Annotated in this window: 1 protein-coding gene; it reads left to right on the top strand. The window is 50.1% G+C overall.

What is annotated here, in order from left to right; all coding sequences use genetic code 11:
- Positions 1–493: 493 nt before the first annotated feature.
- A complete protein-coding gene (locus tag KTO58_RS08430) occupies positions 494–19,819 on the top strand; it encodes an Ig-like domain-containing protein (protein WP_225860140.1) in 19,326 nt (6,441 codons plus the stop codon).

Genomic DNA, 19,819 nt, shown 5'->3' with positions numbered 1-19,819 from the left:
TGTTATTTCATTTTGGTCTGTTAGCATCAGCGTCTCTTTCTTTCCCTTTACCAATAAGCATTACAGCCATCTTCCAATATTTTTGCGGACAAAAAGAAAAATAAGTTTTGAACTTTTTTTTTATGTTAACGTTAGTGAATATACCGATGTTATCCGGCAAGTAGCCTTTGAAAATTGCCGAGCATGGTAACATACACTTCGTTGGAATATAATTTGGCTTGGGACAGACAGATTATAAAAACCCCTTTTTACAGACCACCTTAATCGTTGTTCGTATTTCTTTTTTTAACCAGTAAAATTTCAGACCAGCCCGTCATTACAGCAATAAGTGTCATTTCCTGCTTACAATAATTTGTTGTTGCTACTGCAGCGAAGTCTTTCATAACCTTTACCATACTAGGTATTCAGCAATAAATCATGCTGGCAGATCAGTTATTGTGTGTACTGATCTGCAGCGAAAGGGTATTTAAACATAACTGGTAAAAGTTACCGAATGCAGCAATGCTACTATTCTTCGTTTGTCAGGAGGTTCCGCCTGTCCGGCATTTTTATGCTCTTATTTCTCCAATGCGCGATGCAGGTATATGGAGAAGGTAGCAAGGAACTCAATCAGAGTGGGGGCTACCGGCCTTATCTCAATGCGAGCACCGGTGTGACTACTACTAATCCTTTTCCTACGCTGGGTACGGTCAAGGTATATGTGAATGTGGGAGAAACTATTTACCTGGGGTCCAGTGCGCAAGGTATTGGCAACGGCACTATTAATCTCAGGGCACCTAACGGCGCCAGCTATACGACAGGCTCCAATGTACTGGTGGGGCGTATCCTATCACGTTCACAGGAATTGATAGGGCCATCTGTTTCTTTACTGGATGGGGGGTATACGGCAGCAACGGTGACGGTAGCAGCGGGCCAGGCGGGTATCTGGGAGATTGATTTTGTACCTCCTAATGCCAGCAATATCACCAATCCGACGGCGATACTTTCGACAGGTAACTGGGCACAGCCTACGAGCAGCAGTTTCATCGCTGCTTTTGATGTGAGTATACGTAATACTGCCAATACCTCTTTTATCAAAGGGCGTGTATACAGTAATATATACAATGCCAACCTGGGATCTACAAGTGCTACATTTAATGCGATCTTCAATGTTTTGACCAGGGATGGTTATATCTATACTGTCAATAATAACGGACAAGCTGGTTTTGGCTTTTCTTTCCTGGTGAACAACAAGGGGTTTCGGGATACTAATGGTAATCCCACTTACAAAAGTGTGGATGACCTATCAGTGCTGCGGTTAAAGGACCCCCGTACGGCGGATACGGAGTCTGACATCACCCATAAGATATTTTTCAATGCTCCGGCGGCGGATCTACCTGCCAGCGCACCAACTCCGGGAGGCAGTACTACTTGGCTGCTGACGCCCCCTCCTACCCTGACGGCTTCCAATATAACATTTACAGGCGTAGAAGGATCTATTAATACTGCAGGTACCCATCCTGCCGGGGGCAATATTAATTTTACGGCAAGTGCTGCGAGCAACTATGCCATTGACCTTGACATCAACAATAACGGCGTATATACGGATGCGGTAGACCGTCGTATCACCGGTACAGCTGTCGCCGGTGCAAACAAGGCTTATTGGGATGGTAATGACGGATTAGGAGTGAAGGTATCGGTAGGTGTCATATCGTATAATATCCGCGTTTATTTGTTGAGCGGAGAAGTTCACTTTCCGTTTATAGACGTGGAAAATAACCCTAATGGTATCATTATCACCCGCTCCAACGGCTCGGGTGCGGGAAATAATATCGTATACTGGGATGATAGCGGACTAATTGCCACCGGGACAACTTCCAATCCAATCAAGACGAGCAATGTTGGTATTTCCAGTGCTATCAACGGGCATAAGTGGGGATCTACGGCTTATAGCGGAACGGATTTCGGTAATGAGAATGGTCTTGATACCTGGGCGTATGTACAGAGTATTCCTGCTACTGTGGGGTTAACTATTACATTGCGGGAAGCTGACCTGGAGGTGGTGAGCCTTGGCAAAACGCCGGCTATTCCCTGTCAGGGGCAAACGGTGACTTATACTACCGTGGTGCGTAATAATGGCCCCAGCAATGTATCTGGCGCCGGTTATCAGTTCACCTTTCCATCGGATCTGACGAATGTAACGGTCAGCAGTGCAGTAACCACTGGTACCGCCAGTGTAAATGGCGGTAGTGTCAGTGGTAACCAGTATAAGGCAACTTTGAATATGAACAATGCGGCGGTGCTTACATTTACGATCACCGGTACGCTCAGTACTTTTCCTGCAGGCGGGTCTATAGCTGTACAATCTGCGGTAATCCGTCCAGCGGATGTTACGGATCCGGATGCTACGAACCCTGACGGAGGGCTACCTACTGACCCTCAATCGGAATGTGATGCAGCGCCATCCGGGATTGGCTGTAATAATATCCAAACGGATGTTGCGTTGGTATCGCAGCCCCCTACTGTAGCAAATGCAGGTGCCGCACAGGTGTTATGTGCGGCTTCGGCGGTATCGCTTACTGGTAATGTGCCTGTTGTAGGTATAGGAGTGTGGAGCAAGATAAGCGGTCCTGGTAATCCCATTATTACCAATGTTAGTTCAGCAGGCACTACGGTCACTGGCTTGGCGTCGGGCGTATATGTATTCAGGTGGTCTATCAGTAACGGGGACTGTAATCCAAGTACCAGCGATGTACAGATCACGGTACAGTCTGCGGTGGCCGGCAATACGATCACAACACCGGCTACCAGTACCTTCTGCGGGTCGGGAGATCCGGCTGTTATCAGTGGCGCTACGCCCATCGGCGGTAGCGGCACCTACACCTATCAGTGGCAATTGTCTACTGACAATATTAATTTCAGCAATATTACGGGGGCTACCAGCGGCAGTTACGATCCGCCGGTACAATCTGTGACTACCTATTATCGTCGGTTGGTGACCTCTGGCAGCTGTAATACTCCGGTGAACAGTAATGTCGTTTCCATTACGATACAGGCTGATATCGGCAGCAATACGATCACACCTCCGGCGGTGACAAGTTTTTGTGCGACGGGAGATGCCGATGTTATTGCCGGTAGTCTACCGATGGGAGGTAATGGTACTTATACTTACCAATGGCAGAGCAGTATTGATAATACGAGCTGGTCGAATCTCTCTGGTGCCAGCAATATTTCTTATGATCCGGTACCGGTATCTGTTACTACGTATTATCGGCGTATCGCCAGGTCTGGTAGCTGTACAGCCGGTAATATCAGTAATGTGGTAGTGGTCAATATATCTCCTGCATTGACGGCCGGCAGTATTGGCGCCGGTCAGTCTTTCTGCGTTTCAGGTGATCCGGTTGCCTTTACGCAGATGGCTGCGCCTACGGGTGGCAATGGTAGCTATACTTATCAATGGCAGCGATCTGTGAGCAGTGCTACCAGCGGTTTTACGGACTTACCTGGTATTACTACCGTCACTTATGATGCCCCTGTTCAGACACAGACCTCTTATTACCGGCGTATCACCCGTTCGGGATTGTGTACGGATGCGATCAGCAATGTACTTACTGTTACTGTTCTTCCGGCGCTGACGGCCGGCAGTATTGGTACGCTGCAATACTTCTGTATCAGCGGGGATCCGGCGCCCTTTACGCCGCTCAATTCGCCTACGGGTGGTAACGGTACTTATACTTATCAATGGCAGAGTTCTGTTAGCAGTACTTCCAGCGGTTTCAGCAACATTACAGGCGCCAATGGTGCCAGTTACGATGCACCACCTTTGTCGAGGACTACTTATTTCCGGCGGATCGTGAGCTCCGGTGCTTGTATCAGTATCAACAGCAATGTGGTACCGGTGACGATATATCCAGCTGTTGACAACAATACGATATCGAGTGATCAGACTATCTGTACCGGTACTTTGCCCCTTACTATCACCGGCGGCATCGTATCCGGCGGCAGTGGCGCTTATAGTTATTTATGGGAGAGCAATACGGAAGGTGCCGGTTTTGTACCTGCGGACGGTGTCAATACGGAGCCTGACTATACACCTCCATTCGCACTGACGCAAACTACACAATACAGGCGGACGGTAACGACGGAGCCATCTGAAAGTATCCCACCACCACAAAAGCAGGTTCTTCACCATGATCCTGCTGCGGATGTGTTGGCTACCGGTAATCCTTGTAGTAATCAAAGTAATATTGTTCAGATCACGGTGGTGCCTACTCCAACTGTTGCCAATGCAGGTAGTGACCAGGGGCCGCTTAACGGCAGTGATGTGACCTTAAATGCCAATACGCCTGTTGTAGGAATCGGTACCTGGTCTCAGGTATCTGGTCCGGGGCAGGCCAACATCCTCAATACGGCCAACCCTGGCACGGCGGTAAACGGACTGGCACCCGGTATCTATGTATTCCGTTGGACTATTTCCAACCTACCTTGCGGTCCTTCTGCCGATGATGTACAGATACGCATCAATGCGGCGCCAGTAGCTGGCGATGACCAGGCAGCAACGGATGAGGATGTACCAGTGACCATTAATATATTGGATAACGACACGGATAATGATGGCAGTCTTAATATGGGCAGTGTGCGCATCATTAAGCAGCCGGCCAATGGCACCCTCAGTATCGGCCCTGCAGGTGTAGTCGTATATACGCCCCGCGCTGATTATTACGGCAATGACGGTTTTACTTATACGGTGAATGATGATCTTGGAATTACTTCGAATACGGCTGCTGTCAGCATTACTATCAGCGCGGTAAACGATGCGCCGGTAGCTGCTGACGACCAGATCAACCTGGAGGAGGACCAGGTCATTATCATTCCGGCGCCAGGTGTGCTAGACAATGATACGGATGTAGACGGCGATCAACTGACTGCTACTATCGTCACTCCTGTGAGTACGGGGGTATTAGTGCTGAATGGCAACGGATCGTTTACTTACACGCCGTCAAAGGATTTCAACGGCAATGCCAGTTTCTCTTATCGTGTCTGTGACGCTTCTGGCGCCTGTGATACGGCTACTGTTACGTTGGTGGTGGGTAACGAAAATGATCCGCCGGTAGCGGCTGACGACAATTTCAGTGTGGATGAAGACGCGATATTACTGATTGCGGCATCCGGTGTATTGGCTAATGACACGGATGTTGACAATGACCCCCTGACAGCTAACCTGCTTCAAGGGCCATCTTCCGGCAATCTTACATTAAATGCAGATGGTAGTTTCCGTTATTCGCCGGCACCTAATTTCAACGGGATAGTAACGTTCAGCTACCAGGCCTGTGATGGTAGCGGCGCCTGCGATACCGCCCTTGTTACCATTACGGTGAATAATATAAATGACGCACCGGTAGCAACAGATGACAGCTATAGTACTGACGAAGATGTACCGTTAAGTATTACAACGCCCGGTGTGCTGTTCAACGATACGGATATTGACGGTAATGCACTTTCTGTGGTGATAGTAGCAGCACCGGCGAATGGTACACTTACCTTGGGAACGGACGGCCGGTTCGTCTATACACCCTTGCTCAATTATAACGGTATAGACCGGTTTACTTACCAGGTTTGCGACAATGGCAATCCCTCTTTGTGTGATACCGGTATGGTAACGATCACCATCCGTCCTGTAAACGATACAGTACAGGCAGGTAATGACAGTTATACGACTGCGGAAGATACGCCACTTGCGATCGGTGCACCTGGTGTATTGGGTAATGACATTGACCCCGAAGGAGACCCGCTTACCGTGAGTGTGTTGGAGAATACCAGCAACGGATTACTCACCCTTAACGCCAACGGAGGTTTCAGTTATGTGCCTAATCCAGATTACAACGGCGGTGACCGTTTCACTTATGTGGTATGTGATCCATCGGGAGCCTGTGATACGGCGGTGGTGGTGATCAATATTACACCGGTCAACGATGCACCGGTGGCAGGTAATATCAGCTTCCATGGTGTAGAAGATGCAGTACTGACTATCGATGCTCCTGGATTATTAAGTGCCAGCAGTGACCTGGAAGGCGGTATACTAACGGCGTCATTATTGGGCGTACCTGGTAGTGGTACGGTAAACGTTAATGCGGACGGTAGTTTTGTTTATACACCGGTACCTAACTTCAACGGTGTAGTAACCTTCCAGTTCCAAGTGTGTGATGATGGTACGCCGGCATTATGTGATACGGCTACGGTAACTCTTACTATTGCGGCGGTAAATGACAGACCGGAGGCCGCAGATGATATTTATAATGCGACAGAAGATACGCCATTGACGATAGCTGGTCCCGGCGTGTTGGTGAATGACCAGGATATAGACGGGGATCTGCTGACTGCCAGGGTGCTCACGGCTCCTGCCAATGGTAGTATTCAGCTGAACAGTGACGGTAGTTTCACCTATACGCCAAGAGCGCAATTCAACGGTAATGATACTTATACGTATATCGTATGTGATGGCAGCGGAGGTTGTGATACGGCAACGGTAACCATCCTGGTAGCTGCAGTAAATGATGCACCTATAGCCGGTAATACCAGCTATACGGCAACGGAAGATGTGCCTTTAGTTGTGGCTGCGCCGGGCGTATTATTCAATGACAGTGATCCTGACGGAGATGCATTGACTGCCGCATTGGTAAGAGGAACTGTTCACGGTACGCTGCAACTGAATGCTGACGGTAGTTTCTCTTATGTTCCGTCGCCGAACTATAATGGGGTGGACAGCTTTATTTATAAGGTATGTGATCCATCCGGCGCCTGCGATACTAATATCGTGCGGTTGACGGTGCAGGCGGTAAATGATATACCCACAGCTGCTGCTGATACCTATACGGGTATGGAAGATACGCCAATGACTATTGCTGCGCCGGGCGTGTTGTCTAATGATACGGACCCGGACGGGGATGTGTTACAATCGAGCGTACTTACACCGCCAGTGAATGGCCAACTTATCCTCAACGGTGATGGCAGTTTCAGCTATACTCCTGGGCCTGATTACAATGGGATTGACCGTTTCACTTACCTTTCCTGTGACGGCAGCGGCGCCTGCGATACTGCGACGGTGACGCTAACCATCAATGCGGTGAATGATGCGCCATTGGCGGTGGATGACAATTATACCATCAACGAAGACAATGTACTACGTGTGCCAGCCAATGGAGTGCTCTTCAATGACCTGGATAAGGAAGGTAATACCCTGACCGCCAGTGTTGTCGTTCCTCCCGGTTCGGGTACGCTGGTATTGAATACGGACGGTTCCTTTATATATACGCCTGCGAGTAATTATAATGGTACGGTGACGTTCAGTTACCGGGTTTGTGATGACGGCACGCCATCTTTATGTGACACCGGTACGGTCACTATCCAGGTGAACGCGGTGAATGATGCACCTGTAGGGGTATCTGACAGTTATACGGTAACGGAAGATACGCCGCTGAGTATTGCTGCGCCGGGCCTCCTTGTCAATGATACTGACGTGGATGGCGATCCGTTGCGGGTGAGCGGTATCATGCTGCAGCCGGTACACGGTACGCTGATCTTTAATGCAGCCGGTGGTTTTGTATATACGCCGGCGCCAGATTATAACGGTGTGGATTCCTTTGCATACACTGTATGCGACAATAATATTCCCGCTGCTTGTGATACGGCTATAGTACGGCTTACCATTACAGCGGATAATGATGCTCCTAGACCTGCGGAGGATTACTATACCACGGCGGAGGATACGCCGTTAAGTATTATGGCTCCCGGTATATTGTTCAATGACATGGACCCTGACGGAGATCCTATGACAGTAAGCGCCATTACGGTAAATCCGGCACACGGAGTGTTGACTTTCAATGCTGACGGCAGTTTTTCCTATACGCCGACACAAAACTACAACGGTGTGGATACGTTTGGTTATCGTGTCTGTGACAATAATAATGCCTGTGCTACCAGTATGGTGCTAATTACGGTGACACCTGTCAATGACCAGCCGGTAACTGTTGCCGACAACTATACGGTTACGGAAGACATTTCGCTGAATGTGTCTTCGGTGAACGGTGTATTGGTTAATGATGGTGATCCGGACGGAGATGTGCTTACGGCGGCACTGGTAAGCGCTCCGAGACACGGCAGTGTGACACTCCAGGCAAATGGAGGGTTCATATATACGCCGGCGGCCAATTTCAACGGTAGTGACTTCTTTGTCTATGAAGCCTGTGACCCTACTGGTGCTTGTGTCACTGATACTGCATACCTGCTTGTCAGGCCGGTGAACGACACAGTACAGGCGCGCAATGACCTGGTGAATACAGATGAGGATACCCCTGTATCGGCTAATGCGGCTGATAATGATGACGATCCTGACGGAGACATTCTTACCTATACTTTATTGCGTCCGGCAGCTCATGGAACGCTGGTGTTGTTAGCGAGTGGTGTATTCACCTATACACCCGGCCAGGATTACAACGGACTTGACTCTGCGTTATACCGGGTGTGCGATCCATCCGGGGCCTGCGATAGTGCTTATATCATTATCAATGTTGGGGATGAAAATGATCCTCCGGTGGCTAACCCGGATAGTTACACGACTACGGAAGATCAGGTATTGGCGGTGATAGCGCCCGGTGTGCTGGCCAATGATACGGATGTAGATTTGAATACGCAGCTGGATGCTGCAGTGGTGACAGGACCGTCCAACGGTACTTTAGTATTACAATCTGATGGAAGTTTTGTATACCGGCCCAATGCAGATTTTAACGGTGTAGATCAGTTTACTTACCATGCCTGCGATGCGAATGCTGCCTGCTCGACCAGCACTGTCACCATTACGGTAACACCGGTCAATGATGCGCCGGTGGCCGGTGATGATACATTTACGGTAGACGAGGATACGCCACTGAATGGTAATTTGGTGTTAAACGATCGTGATATTGACGGCAATACATTGACGGCTGTGCTTATCGGCACTGCAGGTCATGGGGATATTATATTAAATCTGGATGGGACCTTTATCTATACCCCTTCAAAGGATTTCAACGGTACAGATATATTCTATTATCGGGTATGTGATAACGGGACACCATCTTTATGTGATACGGCAACAGTGACTATTACTGTCAATCCTGTTAATGACGTACCGACCACTACGAATGACAGTTATGATGTGGATGAAGATAATACCTTGACAGTAAATGTCGCAGACGGTGTGTTGAGCAATGATCATGATGTAGACGGCGAGGTATTAGTGTCTACGCTGGTGGCGCCCTCCAATGGCTCATTGATCCTGCATACAGACGGATCTTTCGTATATCGTCCTAATCCGAACTTTAACGGTACAGATAGTTTTGTCTATCAGGCATGTGATCTGAGTGGCGCATGTGCTCCTGCTACGGTGACGATCATTATAAAAGCGGTGAACGATGCACCGATAGCGATTGATGACCGGTTTACCCTTACGGAAGATACGTTGGTGATCTTCTCTCCCACTATTATACTGGCGAATGATACGGATGCTGACGGTGATGCGTTGACGGCACGACCTATCGGTAATCTGGCCCATGGTAGCCTGGTTGCGAATCCTGATGGTACGTATACCTACTTGCCGGCACCGAACTTCAACGGGCTTGATAGTATCCGTTACCAGGCGTGTGATCCTTCCGGAGCCTGCGATACGGCCATTGTGGTGATAGATGTTCTGGCTGTAAATGATGCACCTACTGCTTTACCGGATGTATATGAAATAGCGGAAGACGGCACGCTAGATGTGGCAGCTACAGCCGGGGTATTGATCAATGACAATGATCCCGACGGGGAGATGCTGGTATCTACCCTGGTGACTACGAGTAATGGGTCGCTACAGCTAAGGCCGGACGGATCGTTCATTTATCGCCCGAACACTAATTTCAATGGCATTGACTCCTTTACTTATCGGGCCTGTGATGTAGCCGGGGCCTGTGATACGGCTCAGGTACGTATCACGGTATTGCCTGTTAACGATGCGCCGGTAGCTACCAATGATTACTTCTCTTTACCGGAGGATACGGTAGTTACCTTTGCTCCTGTCATCATATCAAGCAATGATATAGATGTGGACGGTGATGTACTTACTGCGCGTCCTATTGGCAGCTTTACAAAAGGTACGTTGGTCGCTAATCCTGACGGTACTTATACTTATCAGCCGTCTGCTAACTTTAACGGTTTGGATAGTATCCAATACCAGGTATGTGATCCATTTGGCGCCTGTGATACCGGGATCGTCATCATCAATATTGTGGCGGTGAATGATGCGCCAGCAGCTACCAACGACATCTATAGCACACAGGAAGATGAGACGCTGACCATTGCCCAGCCAGGTATATTGGCCAATGATACCGACGTGGATGGCGAGCCGCTGGCAGCTACCGTGGTTGCGAGAGCCAAACACGGTGTTTTCACTGCAGACAGGTCAGGAGCATTCAGCTATGTGCCTAATAAGGACTACTATGGAATTGATACGGTGCTCTATCGTGTCTGCGATCTGTCGGGGGCCTGTGATACGGCTGTGGTATACATCCAGGTGTTACCAGTAGCTGATCCGCCGGTGGCTGGTGATGATGTCTATATTACGGATGAGGACATTGCGTTAAACGTTGTTGCTCCAGGCTTACTGAGCAACGATACGGACCCGGATGGATTCCCGCTAATTACTACACTGGTACAAGGACCGCGGCATGGCACTGTCGTCGTTAACATCAATGGTAGTTTTATCTACACTCCTGTCGCTGACTTTAACGGTACAGACTTATTCACCTATCAGGTATGTGATACCAGTGGTGTGGTTCAATGTGATCCGGGCACTGTAACGATTACGGTCCAGGCAGTAAATGATGCACCTGTTGCCGAGACGGATATGTACAATCTTAATGAGGATACCCTGCTGCAGGTCAATGCACCCGGCGTGCTTGAGAACGACATTAACAAAGACGGAGATGTGCTGCGGGTAACATTACAAAACGGCGCGTTACACGGGCAACTGCAGTTGAACCCAGATGGTAGCTTTACATATATGCCAGATAAGGATTACAATGGCCGTGACAGTGCCGTATATGTGGTGTGCGATCCCAGCGGCTTATGCGACACAGCACGTATACTACTGAATATAGTACCGGTGAACGACCGGCCGATGGCAGTGGATGATCGGTTCTTACTTGCGGAGGATAGTTTTGTTACATTCAGTGTTGTAGCTATTCTTGGTAATGATGTTGATCCTGACCGGGACATTTTAAATAGCAGGCCATTAGGGTTGCCAGCTAAGGGTAGCTTTACTCAAAATATAGACGGCACCTTCACGTACAAACCCAATGCTGACTTCAATGGTATTGACAGCGTACAGTACGAGGTGTGTGATCCTTCCGGCAGCTGTGATTCTGCCTGGATAAGGTTTATCATTCAACCGGTCAATGATATACCGGTGGCCCTGCCTGACAGTTATCAAACGCCGGAAGATATTACCCTGAATATCGCAGCACCTGGTGTTTTAACAAACGATACCGATGTAGATGGTGACATATTGAACATCAGTGTGCTGTCTGCTACACGCCATGGTCAGCTAACCTTATATCCCGATCATTCGTTCAGCTATATTCCTGATAACAACTACAATGGGATAGATAGTTTCTACTATATTATCTGTGATCCGGGCGGTCTATGTGATACGGCTATCGCTACTATTACCGTGACGCCTGTCAATGACGCACCGGTAGCATTGGATAATGCTTACGCATTGCCTGAAGATGGATCTATTAGTGACAATGTTTTAAGTAATGATAGTGATCAGGAGGGTGGTGTATTGACAGCCAGTTTGATAGGTAATACCAGCAATGGAAGCATCATATTCAATCCGGATGGTACATTTATCTACAAGCCAGCACCTAACTTCAGCGGTACAGATGGTGTGTACTACCGCGTATGTGATGACGGCAATCCCTCACTCTGTGATACGGCGTTCATTTCATTTACAATTACGGCAGTGAATGATGCACCTGTCGCTGTAAGGGATACTGTGGCGGTGACAGAAGATGTGCCGGCCACAGGTAATGTCCTCACCAATGACAGCGATCCGGAGGGGGATGCATTGGTAGCATCGCTGGTGACTGCACCGGTGAACGGTACGGTGGTGTTGAACGCAAATGGCAGCTTCACTTATATACCGAATGCGAACTTCAATGGTACGGACAGCCTGACTTACCAGGTATGCGATAACGGTACACCATCACTTTGTGATACCGCGACGGTGGTGTTCAATGTCGCAGCTGTCAATGATGCGCCGGTAGCGGTGAGGGATACTGTGGCGGTGACAGAAGATCTGCCGGCCACAGGTAATGTCCTCACCAATGACAGCGATCCGGAGGGGAATGCGCTTACCGCATCACTTGTGAAGGCTCCTGTAAACGGCACGGTGGTGTTGAATGCCAATGGCAGCCTCACTTATACGCCGAATGAGAACTTCAATGGTACGGACAGCCTGACTTACCAGGTATGCGATAATGGTACGCCGTCACTTTGTGATACCGCGACGGTGGTATTCAATATCGCAGCTGTCAATGATGCGCCGGTAGCGGTGAGAGATACTGTGGCGGTGACAGAAGATCTGCCGGCCACAGGTAATGTCCTCACCAATGACAGTGATCCGGAAGGAGATGCATTGGTAACATCGCTGGTGGCTGCACCGGTGAACGGTACGGTGGTGTTGAATGCAAATGGCAGCCTCACTTATACGCCGAATGAGAACTTCAATGGTACGGACAGCCTGACTTACCAGGTATGCGATAACGGTACACCGTCACTTTGTGATACCGCGACAGTGGTATTTAATGTCGCAGCTGTCAATGATGCGCCGGTAGCGGTGAGGGATACTGTGGCGGTGACAGAAGATCTGCCGGCCACAGGTAATGTCCTCACCAATGACAGTGATCCGGAGGGAGATGCATTGGTAGCATCGCTGGTGACTGCACCGGTGAACGGTACGGTGGTGTTGAACGCCAATGGCAGCTTCACTTATATACCGAATGCGAACTTCAATGGTACGGACAGCCTGACTTACCAGGTATGCGATAACGGTACACCGTCACTTTGTGATACCGCGACAGTGGTATTTAATGTCGCAGCTATAAATGATGCGCCGGTAGCGGTGAGGGACACTGTGGCAGTGACAGAAGATGTGCCGGCCACAGGTAATGTCCTCACCAATGACAGCGATCCGGAGGGAGATGCATTGGTAGCATCGCTGGTGACTGCACCGGTGAACGGTACGGTGGTGTTGAATGCCAATGGCAGCTTCACTTATACGCCGAATGCGAACTTCAATGGTACGGACAGCCTGACTTACCAGGTATGCGATAACGGTACACCGTCACTTTGTGATACCGCGACGGTGGTATTTAATGTCGCAGCTATAAATGATGCGCCGGTAGCGGTGAGGGACACTGTGGCGGTGACAGAAGATCTGCCGGCCACAGGTAATGTCCTCACTAATGACAGCGATCCGGAGGGGGATGCATTGGTAGCATCGCTGGTGACTGCACCGGTGAACGGTACGGTGGTGTTGAATGCCAATGGCAGCTTCACTTATATACCGAATGCGAACTTCAAAGGTACGGACAGCCTGACTTACCAGGTATGCGATAATGGTACACCATCACTTTGTGATACCGCGACGGTGGTATTTAATGTTTCAGCTGTCAATGATGCGCCGGTAGCGGTGAGGGATACTGTGGCGGTGACAGAAGATCTGCCGGCCACAGGTAATGTCCTCACCAATGACAGCGATCCGGAGGGGGATGCATTGGTAGCATCGCTGGTGACTGCACCGGTGAACGGTACGGTGGTGTTGAACGCAAATGGCAGCTTCACTTATATACCGAATGCGAACTTCAATGGTACGGACAGCCTGACTTACCAGGTATGCGATAACGGTACACCGTCACTTTGTGATACCGCGACAGTGGTATTTAATGTCGCAGCTATAAATGATGCGCCGGTAGCGGTGAGGGACACTGTGGCAGTGACAGAAGATGTGCCGGCCACAGGTAATGTCCTCACCAATGACAGCGATCCGGAGGGAGATGCATTGGTAGCATCGCTGGTGACTGCACCGGTGAACGGTACGGTGGTGTTGAATGCCAATGGCAGCTTCACTTATACGCCGAATGCGAACTTCAATGGTACGGACAGCCTGACTTACCAGGTATGCGATAACGGTACACCGTCACTTTGTGATACCGCGACGGTGGTATTTAATGTCGCAGCTATAAATGATGCGCCGGTAGCGGTGAGGGACACTGTGGCGGTGACAGAAGATCTGCCGGCCACAGGTAATGTCCTCACTAATGACAGCGATCCGGAGGGGGATGCATTGGTAGCATCGCTGGTGACTGCACCGGTGAACGGTACGGTGGTGTTGAATGCCAATGGCAGCTTCACTTATATACCGAATGAGAACTTCAATGGTACGGACAGCCTGACTTACCAGGTATGCGATAATGGTACGCCGTCACTTTGTGATACCGCGACAGTGGTATTCAATGTCGCAGCTATAAATGATGCGCCGGTAGCGGTGAGGGATACTGTGGCGGTGACAGAAGATGTGCCGGCCACAGGTAATGTCCTCACCAATGACAGTGATCCGGAAGGAGATGCATTGGTAACATCGCTAGTGGCTGCACCGGTGAACGGTACGGTGGTGTTGAATGCCAATGGCAGCTTCACTTATACGCCGAATGAGAACTTCAATGGTACGGACAGCCTGACTTACCAGGTATGCGATAACGGTACACCGTCACTTTGTGATACCGCGACAGTGGTATTTAATGTCGCAGCTATAAATGATGCGCCGGTAGCGGTGAGGGACACTGTGGCGGTGACAGAAGATGTGCCGGCCACAGGTAATGTCCTCACCAATGACAGCGATCCGGAGGGAGATGCATTGGTAGCATCGCTGGTGACTGCACCGGTGAACGGTACGGTGGTGTTGAATGCCAATGGCAGCTTCACTTATATACCGAATGCGAACTTCAATGGTACGGACAGCCTGACTTACCAGGTATGCGATAACGGTACACCATCACTTTGTGATACCGCGACGGTGGTATTCAATATCGCAGCTGTCAATGATGCGCCGGTAGCGGTGAGAGATACTGTGGCGGTGACAGAAGATCTGCCGGCCACAGGTAATGTCCTCACCAATGACAGCGATCCGGAGGGGGATGCATTGGTAGCATCGCTGGTGACTGCACCGGTGAACGGTACGGTGGTGTTGAATGCCAATGGCAGCTTCACTTATACGCCGAATGAGAACTTCAATGGTACGGACAGCCTGACTTACCAGGTATGCGATAATGGTACGCCGTCACTTTGTGATACCGCGACGGTGGTATTCAATATCGCAGCTGTCAATGATGCGCCGGTAGCGGTGAGGGATACTGTGGCAGTGACAGAAGATGTGCCGGCCACAGGTAATGTCCTCACCAATGACAGCGATCCGGAGGGGGATGCATTGGTAGCATCGCTGGTGACTGCACCGGTGAACGGCACGGTGGTGTTGAATGCCAATGGCAGCTTCACTTATACGCCGAATGAGAACTTCAATGGTACGGACAGCCTGACTTACCAGGTATGCGATAACGGTACACCGTCACTTTGTGATACCGCGACAGTGGTATTTAATGTCGCAGCTATAAATGATGCGCCGGTAGCGGTGAGGGATACTGTGGCGGTGACAGAAGATCTGCCGGCCACAGGTAATGTCCTCACCAATGACAGCGATCCGGAGGGAGATGCATTGGTAGCATCGCTGGTGACTGCACCGGTGAACGGTACGGTGGTGTTGAATGCAAATGGCAGCCTCACTTATACGCCGAATGAGAACTTCAATGGTACGGACAGCCTGACTTACCAGGTATGCGATAACGGTACACCGTCACTTTGTGATACCGCGACAGTGGTATTTAATGTCGCAGCTGTCAATGATGCGCCGGTAGCGGTGAGGGATACTGTGGCGGTGACAGAAGATCTGCCGGCCACAGGTAATGTCCTCACCAATGACAGTGATCCGGAGGGAGATGCATTGGTAGCATCGCTGGTGACTGCACCGGTGAACGGTACGGTGGTGTTGAACGCCAATGGCAGCTTCACTTATATACCGAATGCGAACTTCAATGGTACGGACAGCCTGACTTACCAGGTATGCGATAACGGTACACCGTCACTTTGTGATACCGCGACAGTGGTATTTAATGTCGCAGCTATAAATGATGCGCCGGTAGCGGTGAGGGACACTGTGGCAGTGACAGAAGATGTGCCGGCCACAGGTAATGTCCTCACCAATGACAGCGATCCGGAGGGAGATGCATTGGTAGCATCGCTGGTGACTGCACCGGTGAACGGTACGGTGGTGTTGAATGCCAATGGCAGCTTCACTTATACGCCGAATGCGAACTTCAATGGTACGGACAGCCTGACTTACCAGGTATGCGATAACGGTACACCGTCACTTTGTGATACCGCGACGGTGGTATTTAATGTCGCAGCTATAAATGATGCGCCGGTAGCGGTGAGGGACACTGTGGCGGTGACAGAAGATCTGCCGGCCACAGGTAATGTCCTCACTAATGACAGCGATCCGGAGGGGGATGCATTGGTAGCATCGCTGGTGACTGCACCGGTGAACGGTACGGTGGTGTTGAATGCCAATGGCAGCTTCACTTATACGCCGAATGTGAACTTCAATGGTACGGACAGCCTGACTTACCAGGTATGCGATAACGGTACACCGTCACTTTGTGATACCGCGACAGTGGTATTTAATGTCGCAGCTGTCAATGATGCGCCGGTAGCGGTGAGGGACACTGTGGCGGTGATAGAAGATGTGCCGGCCACAGGTAATGTCCTCACTAATGACAGCGATCCGGAGGGGGATGCATTGGTAGCATCGCTGGTGACTGCACCGGTGAACGGTACGGTGGTGTTGAATGCCAATGGCAGCTTCACTTATATACCGAATGCGAACTTCAATGGTACGGACAGCCTGACTTACCAGGTATGCGATAACGGTACACCATCACTTTGTGATACCGCGACGGTGGTATTTAATGTTTCAGCTGTCAATGATGCGCCGGTAGCGGTGAGGGATACTGTGGCGGTGACAGAAGATCTGCCGGCTACAGGTAATGTCCTCACCAATGACAGCGATCCGGAGGGGGATGCATTGGTAGCATCGCTGGTGACTGCACCGGTGAACGGTACGGTGGTGTTGAATGCCAATGGCAGCTTCACTTATACGCCGAATGCGAACTTCAATGGTACGGACAGCCTGACTTACCAGGTATGCGATAACGGTACACCGTCACTTTGTGATACCGCGACGGTGGTATTTAATGTCGCAGCTATAAATGATGCGCCGGTAGCGGTGAGGGACACTGTGGCGGTGACAGAAGATCTGCCGGCCACAGGTAATGTCCTCACTAATGACAGCGATCCGGAGGGGGATGCATTGGTAGCATCGCTGGTGACTGCACCGGTGAACGGTACGGTGGTGTTGAATGCCAATGGCAGCTTCACTTATATACCGAATGCGAACTTCAATGGTACGGACAGCCTGACTTACCAGGTATGCGATAATGGTACGCCGTCACTTTGTGATACCGCGACAGTGGTATTCAATGTCGCAGCTATAAATGATGCGCCGGTAGCGGTGAGGGATACTGTGGCGGTGACAGAAGATGTGCCGGCCACAGGTAATGTCCTCACTAATGACAGCGATCCGGAGGGGGATGCATTGGTAGCATCGCTGGTGACTGCACCGGTGAACGGTACGGTGGTGTTGAATGCCAATGGCAGCTTCACTTATACGCCGAATGAGAACTTCAATGGTACGGACAGCCTGACTTACCAGGTATGCGATAACGGTACACCGTCACTTTGTGATACCGCGACGGTGGTATTCAATATCGCAGCTGTCAATGATGCGCCGGTAGCGGTGAGAGATACTTTCCAAACCAGACAGACAATACCGGTATCTGGAAATGTATTGACTAACGATACTGATCCCGAAGGGAATGCTCTTAGTACTAATGTTATAACAGGGCCGCTCCATGGTACTCTTGTTCTTAATGCTGATGGCAGCTTTATCTATACCCCCAATGCTGCGTTCAGTGGTATTGACCAGGCCCTCTATCGTGTGTGTGACAATGGTGTGCCTTCACTTTGTGATACTGCGACAATAGTATTTGTAGTGACTGCCGTGAATACTGCGCCGGTAGCTGTTAACGATAGTTTCCGTACTGTGATGCAAGTACCTGTCAGCGGTAATGTATTGAGCAACGATATTGATCCGCAAGGAAATGGCCTACAGGTAGCGTTGGTAGATAATGTGAAACAGGGTAGCCTACAGCTGAATGCGGATGGTACCTTCCGGTATGAGCCTACTGGTACATTTACGGGTATTGACAGCTTTGTATACCGCATCTGTACACCCGGAGCCAGTGGATTGTGCGACAGTGCTACCGTACATATACAGGTGACAGGTGTGAGCGAGCAACCAATGATAGGCGCTGCCTTAAGCGTGAGTACACCTGTGCTGCAACCGGATGGCAGCTATCGGGTCACTTACCTGTTACGCATCCGCAACTATGGCAATGTAGCATTAAGGCAGATCGAAGCGACCGATGATCTCAGCCGGGTGTTCCCTGCACCTGCCGGATTCCGGGTAGTCAGTATCACAGCCGACGGTGGCCTGGTGGCCAATGGTACGTTTGACGGCCGCAATGATATCAACCTCTTATTGTCTTCAAGTGAACTGGCGCTGAATGTCACCAGTGCCATCAGCCTGGTGGTAGACATAATTCCCAACGGCAGTTTTGGACCATTTAATAACAATGTGACCGTTCAGGGAAGTAGCCTCTCCGGTACGATCGTCACCGATGTGTCTACGAATGGCAGCAATCCTGATCCAAGTGGCAATAATGATCCCAAAGATCCCGGTGAAAACCTGCCGACACCGCTGGTGTTGCAGCCGAAGGCAATAGCCGGCCTAGCTAAAGCAGCGACGGCACCGACAGCTGAAATCAGCGGCAATTATGTGGTTACCTACACTTTTGTCGTGAAAAACTTCGGTAATGTAGCCCTGAATAATGTGCAGGTGACGGATGATCTTTCCAAAGTATTCTCATCGCCGGCCAGCTTCCAGATAGTCGGGGATATCCGGACAACCGGCGGCTTAGTTGGCAATAACCAGTATAACGGTATCAACAATACCAACCTGCTAAGTGCGGGCAGCGGTGTGAATGCGGGCGCTGCCGATACCATACAGGTGACGGTGCGGATCATTCCGAATAAACAGTTTGGCACCTTTAATAACAGTGCTGTGCTGACAGGCGCTGCCGCGGGTATGGGTACTACGCTGACGGATCTATCTACCAATGGTTTGAATGCGGATCCTGATGGAAACGGTGTACCGGATGAACAAGTTGTAACGCCTCTCCTGCTCAATCCGACCAGGTTACGTATTCCGGAAGGCTTCTCTCCTAACGGCGATGGCATCAATGATCGCTTTATCATCGCCAATGCGGGTAATGACAAGATACAACTGGAAGTATACAACCGCTGGGGCAACCTGGTATACAAAAATGTGAATTACCGCAATGAGTGGGATGGTAAATGCAACACGGGCATCCATATCAAAGAAGATATACCGGACGGTACCTACTATTATATCGTGACTGCCACGGGCAGCACCGGCACGGAACGGTATGTTAACTATATCACAATAATCCGTTAA

It is taken from the genome of Chitinophaga pendula (assembly GCF_020386615.1).
GTDB classification, from domain to species: Bacteria; Bacteroidota; Bacteroidia; order Chitinophagales; family Chitinophagaceae; genus Chitinophaga; species Chitinophaga pendula.
This window is presented reverse-complemented; position numbering and strand designations above follow the sequence as displayed.

What these genes read in the sequence shown, in the direction of transcription:
- KTO58_RS08430 (WP_225860140.1), top strand. Translation starts at nt 494, where the DNA reads ATGCAGCAATGCTACTATTCTTCGTTTGTCAGGAGGTTCCGCCTGTCC.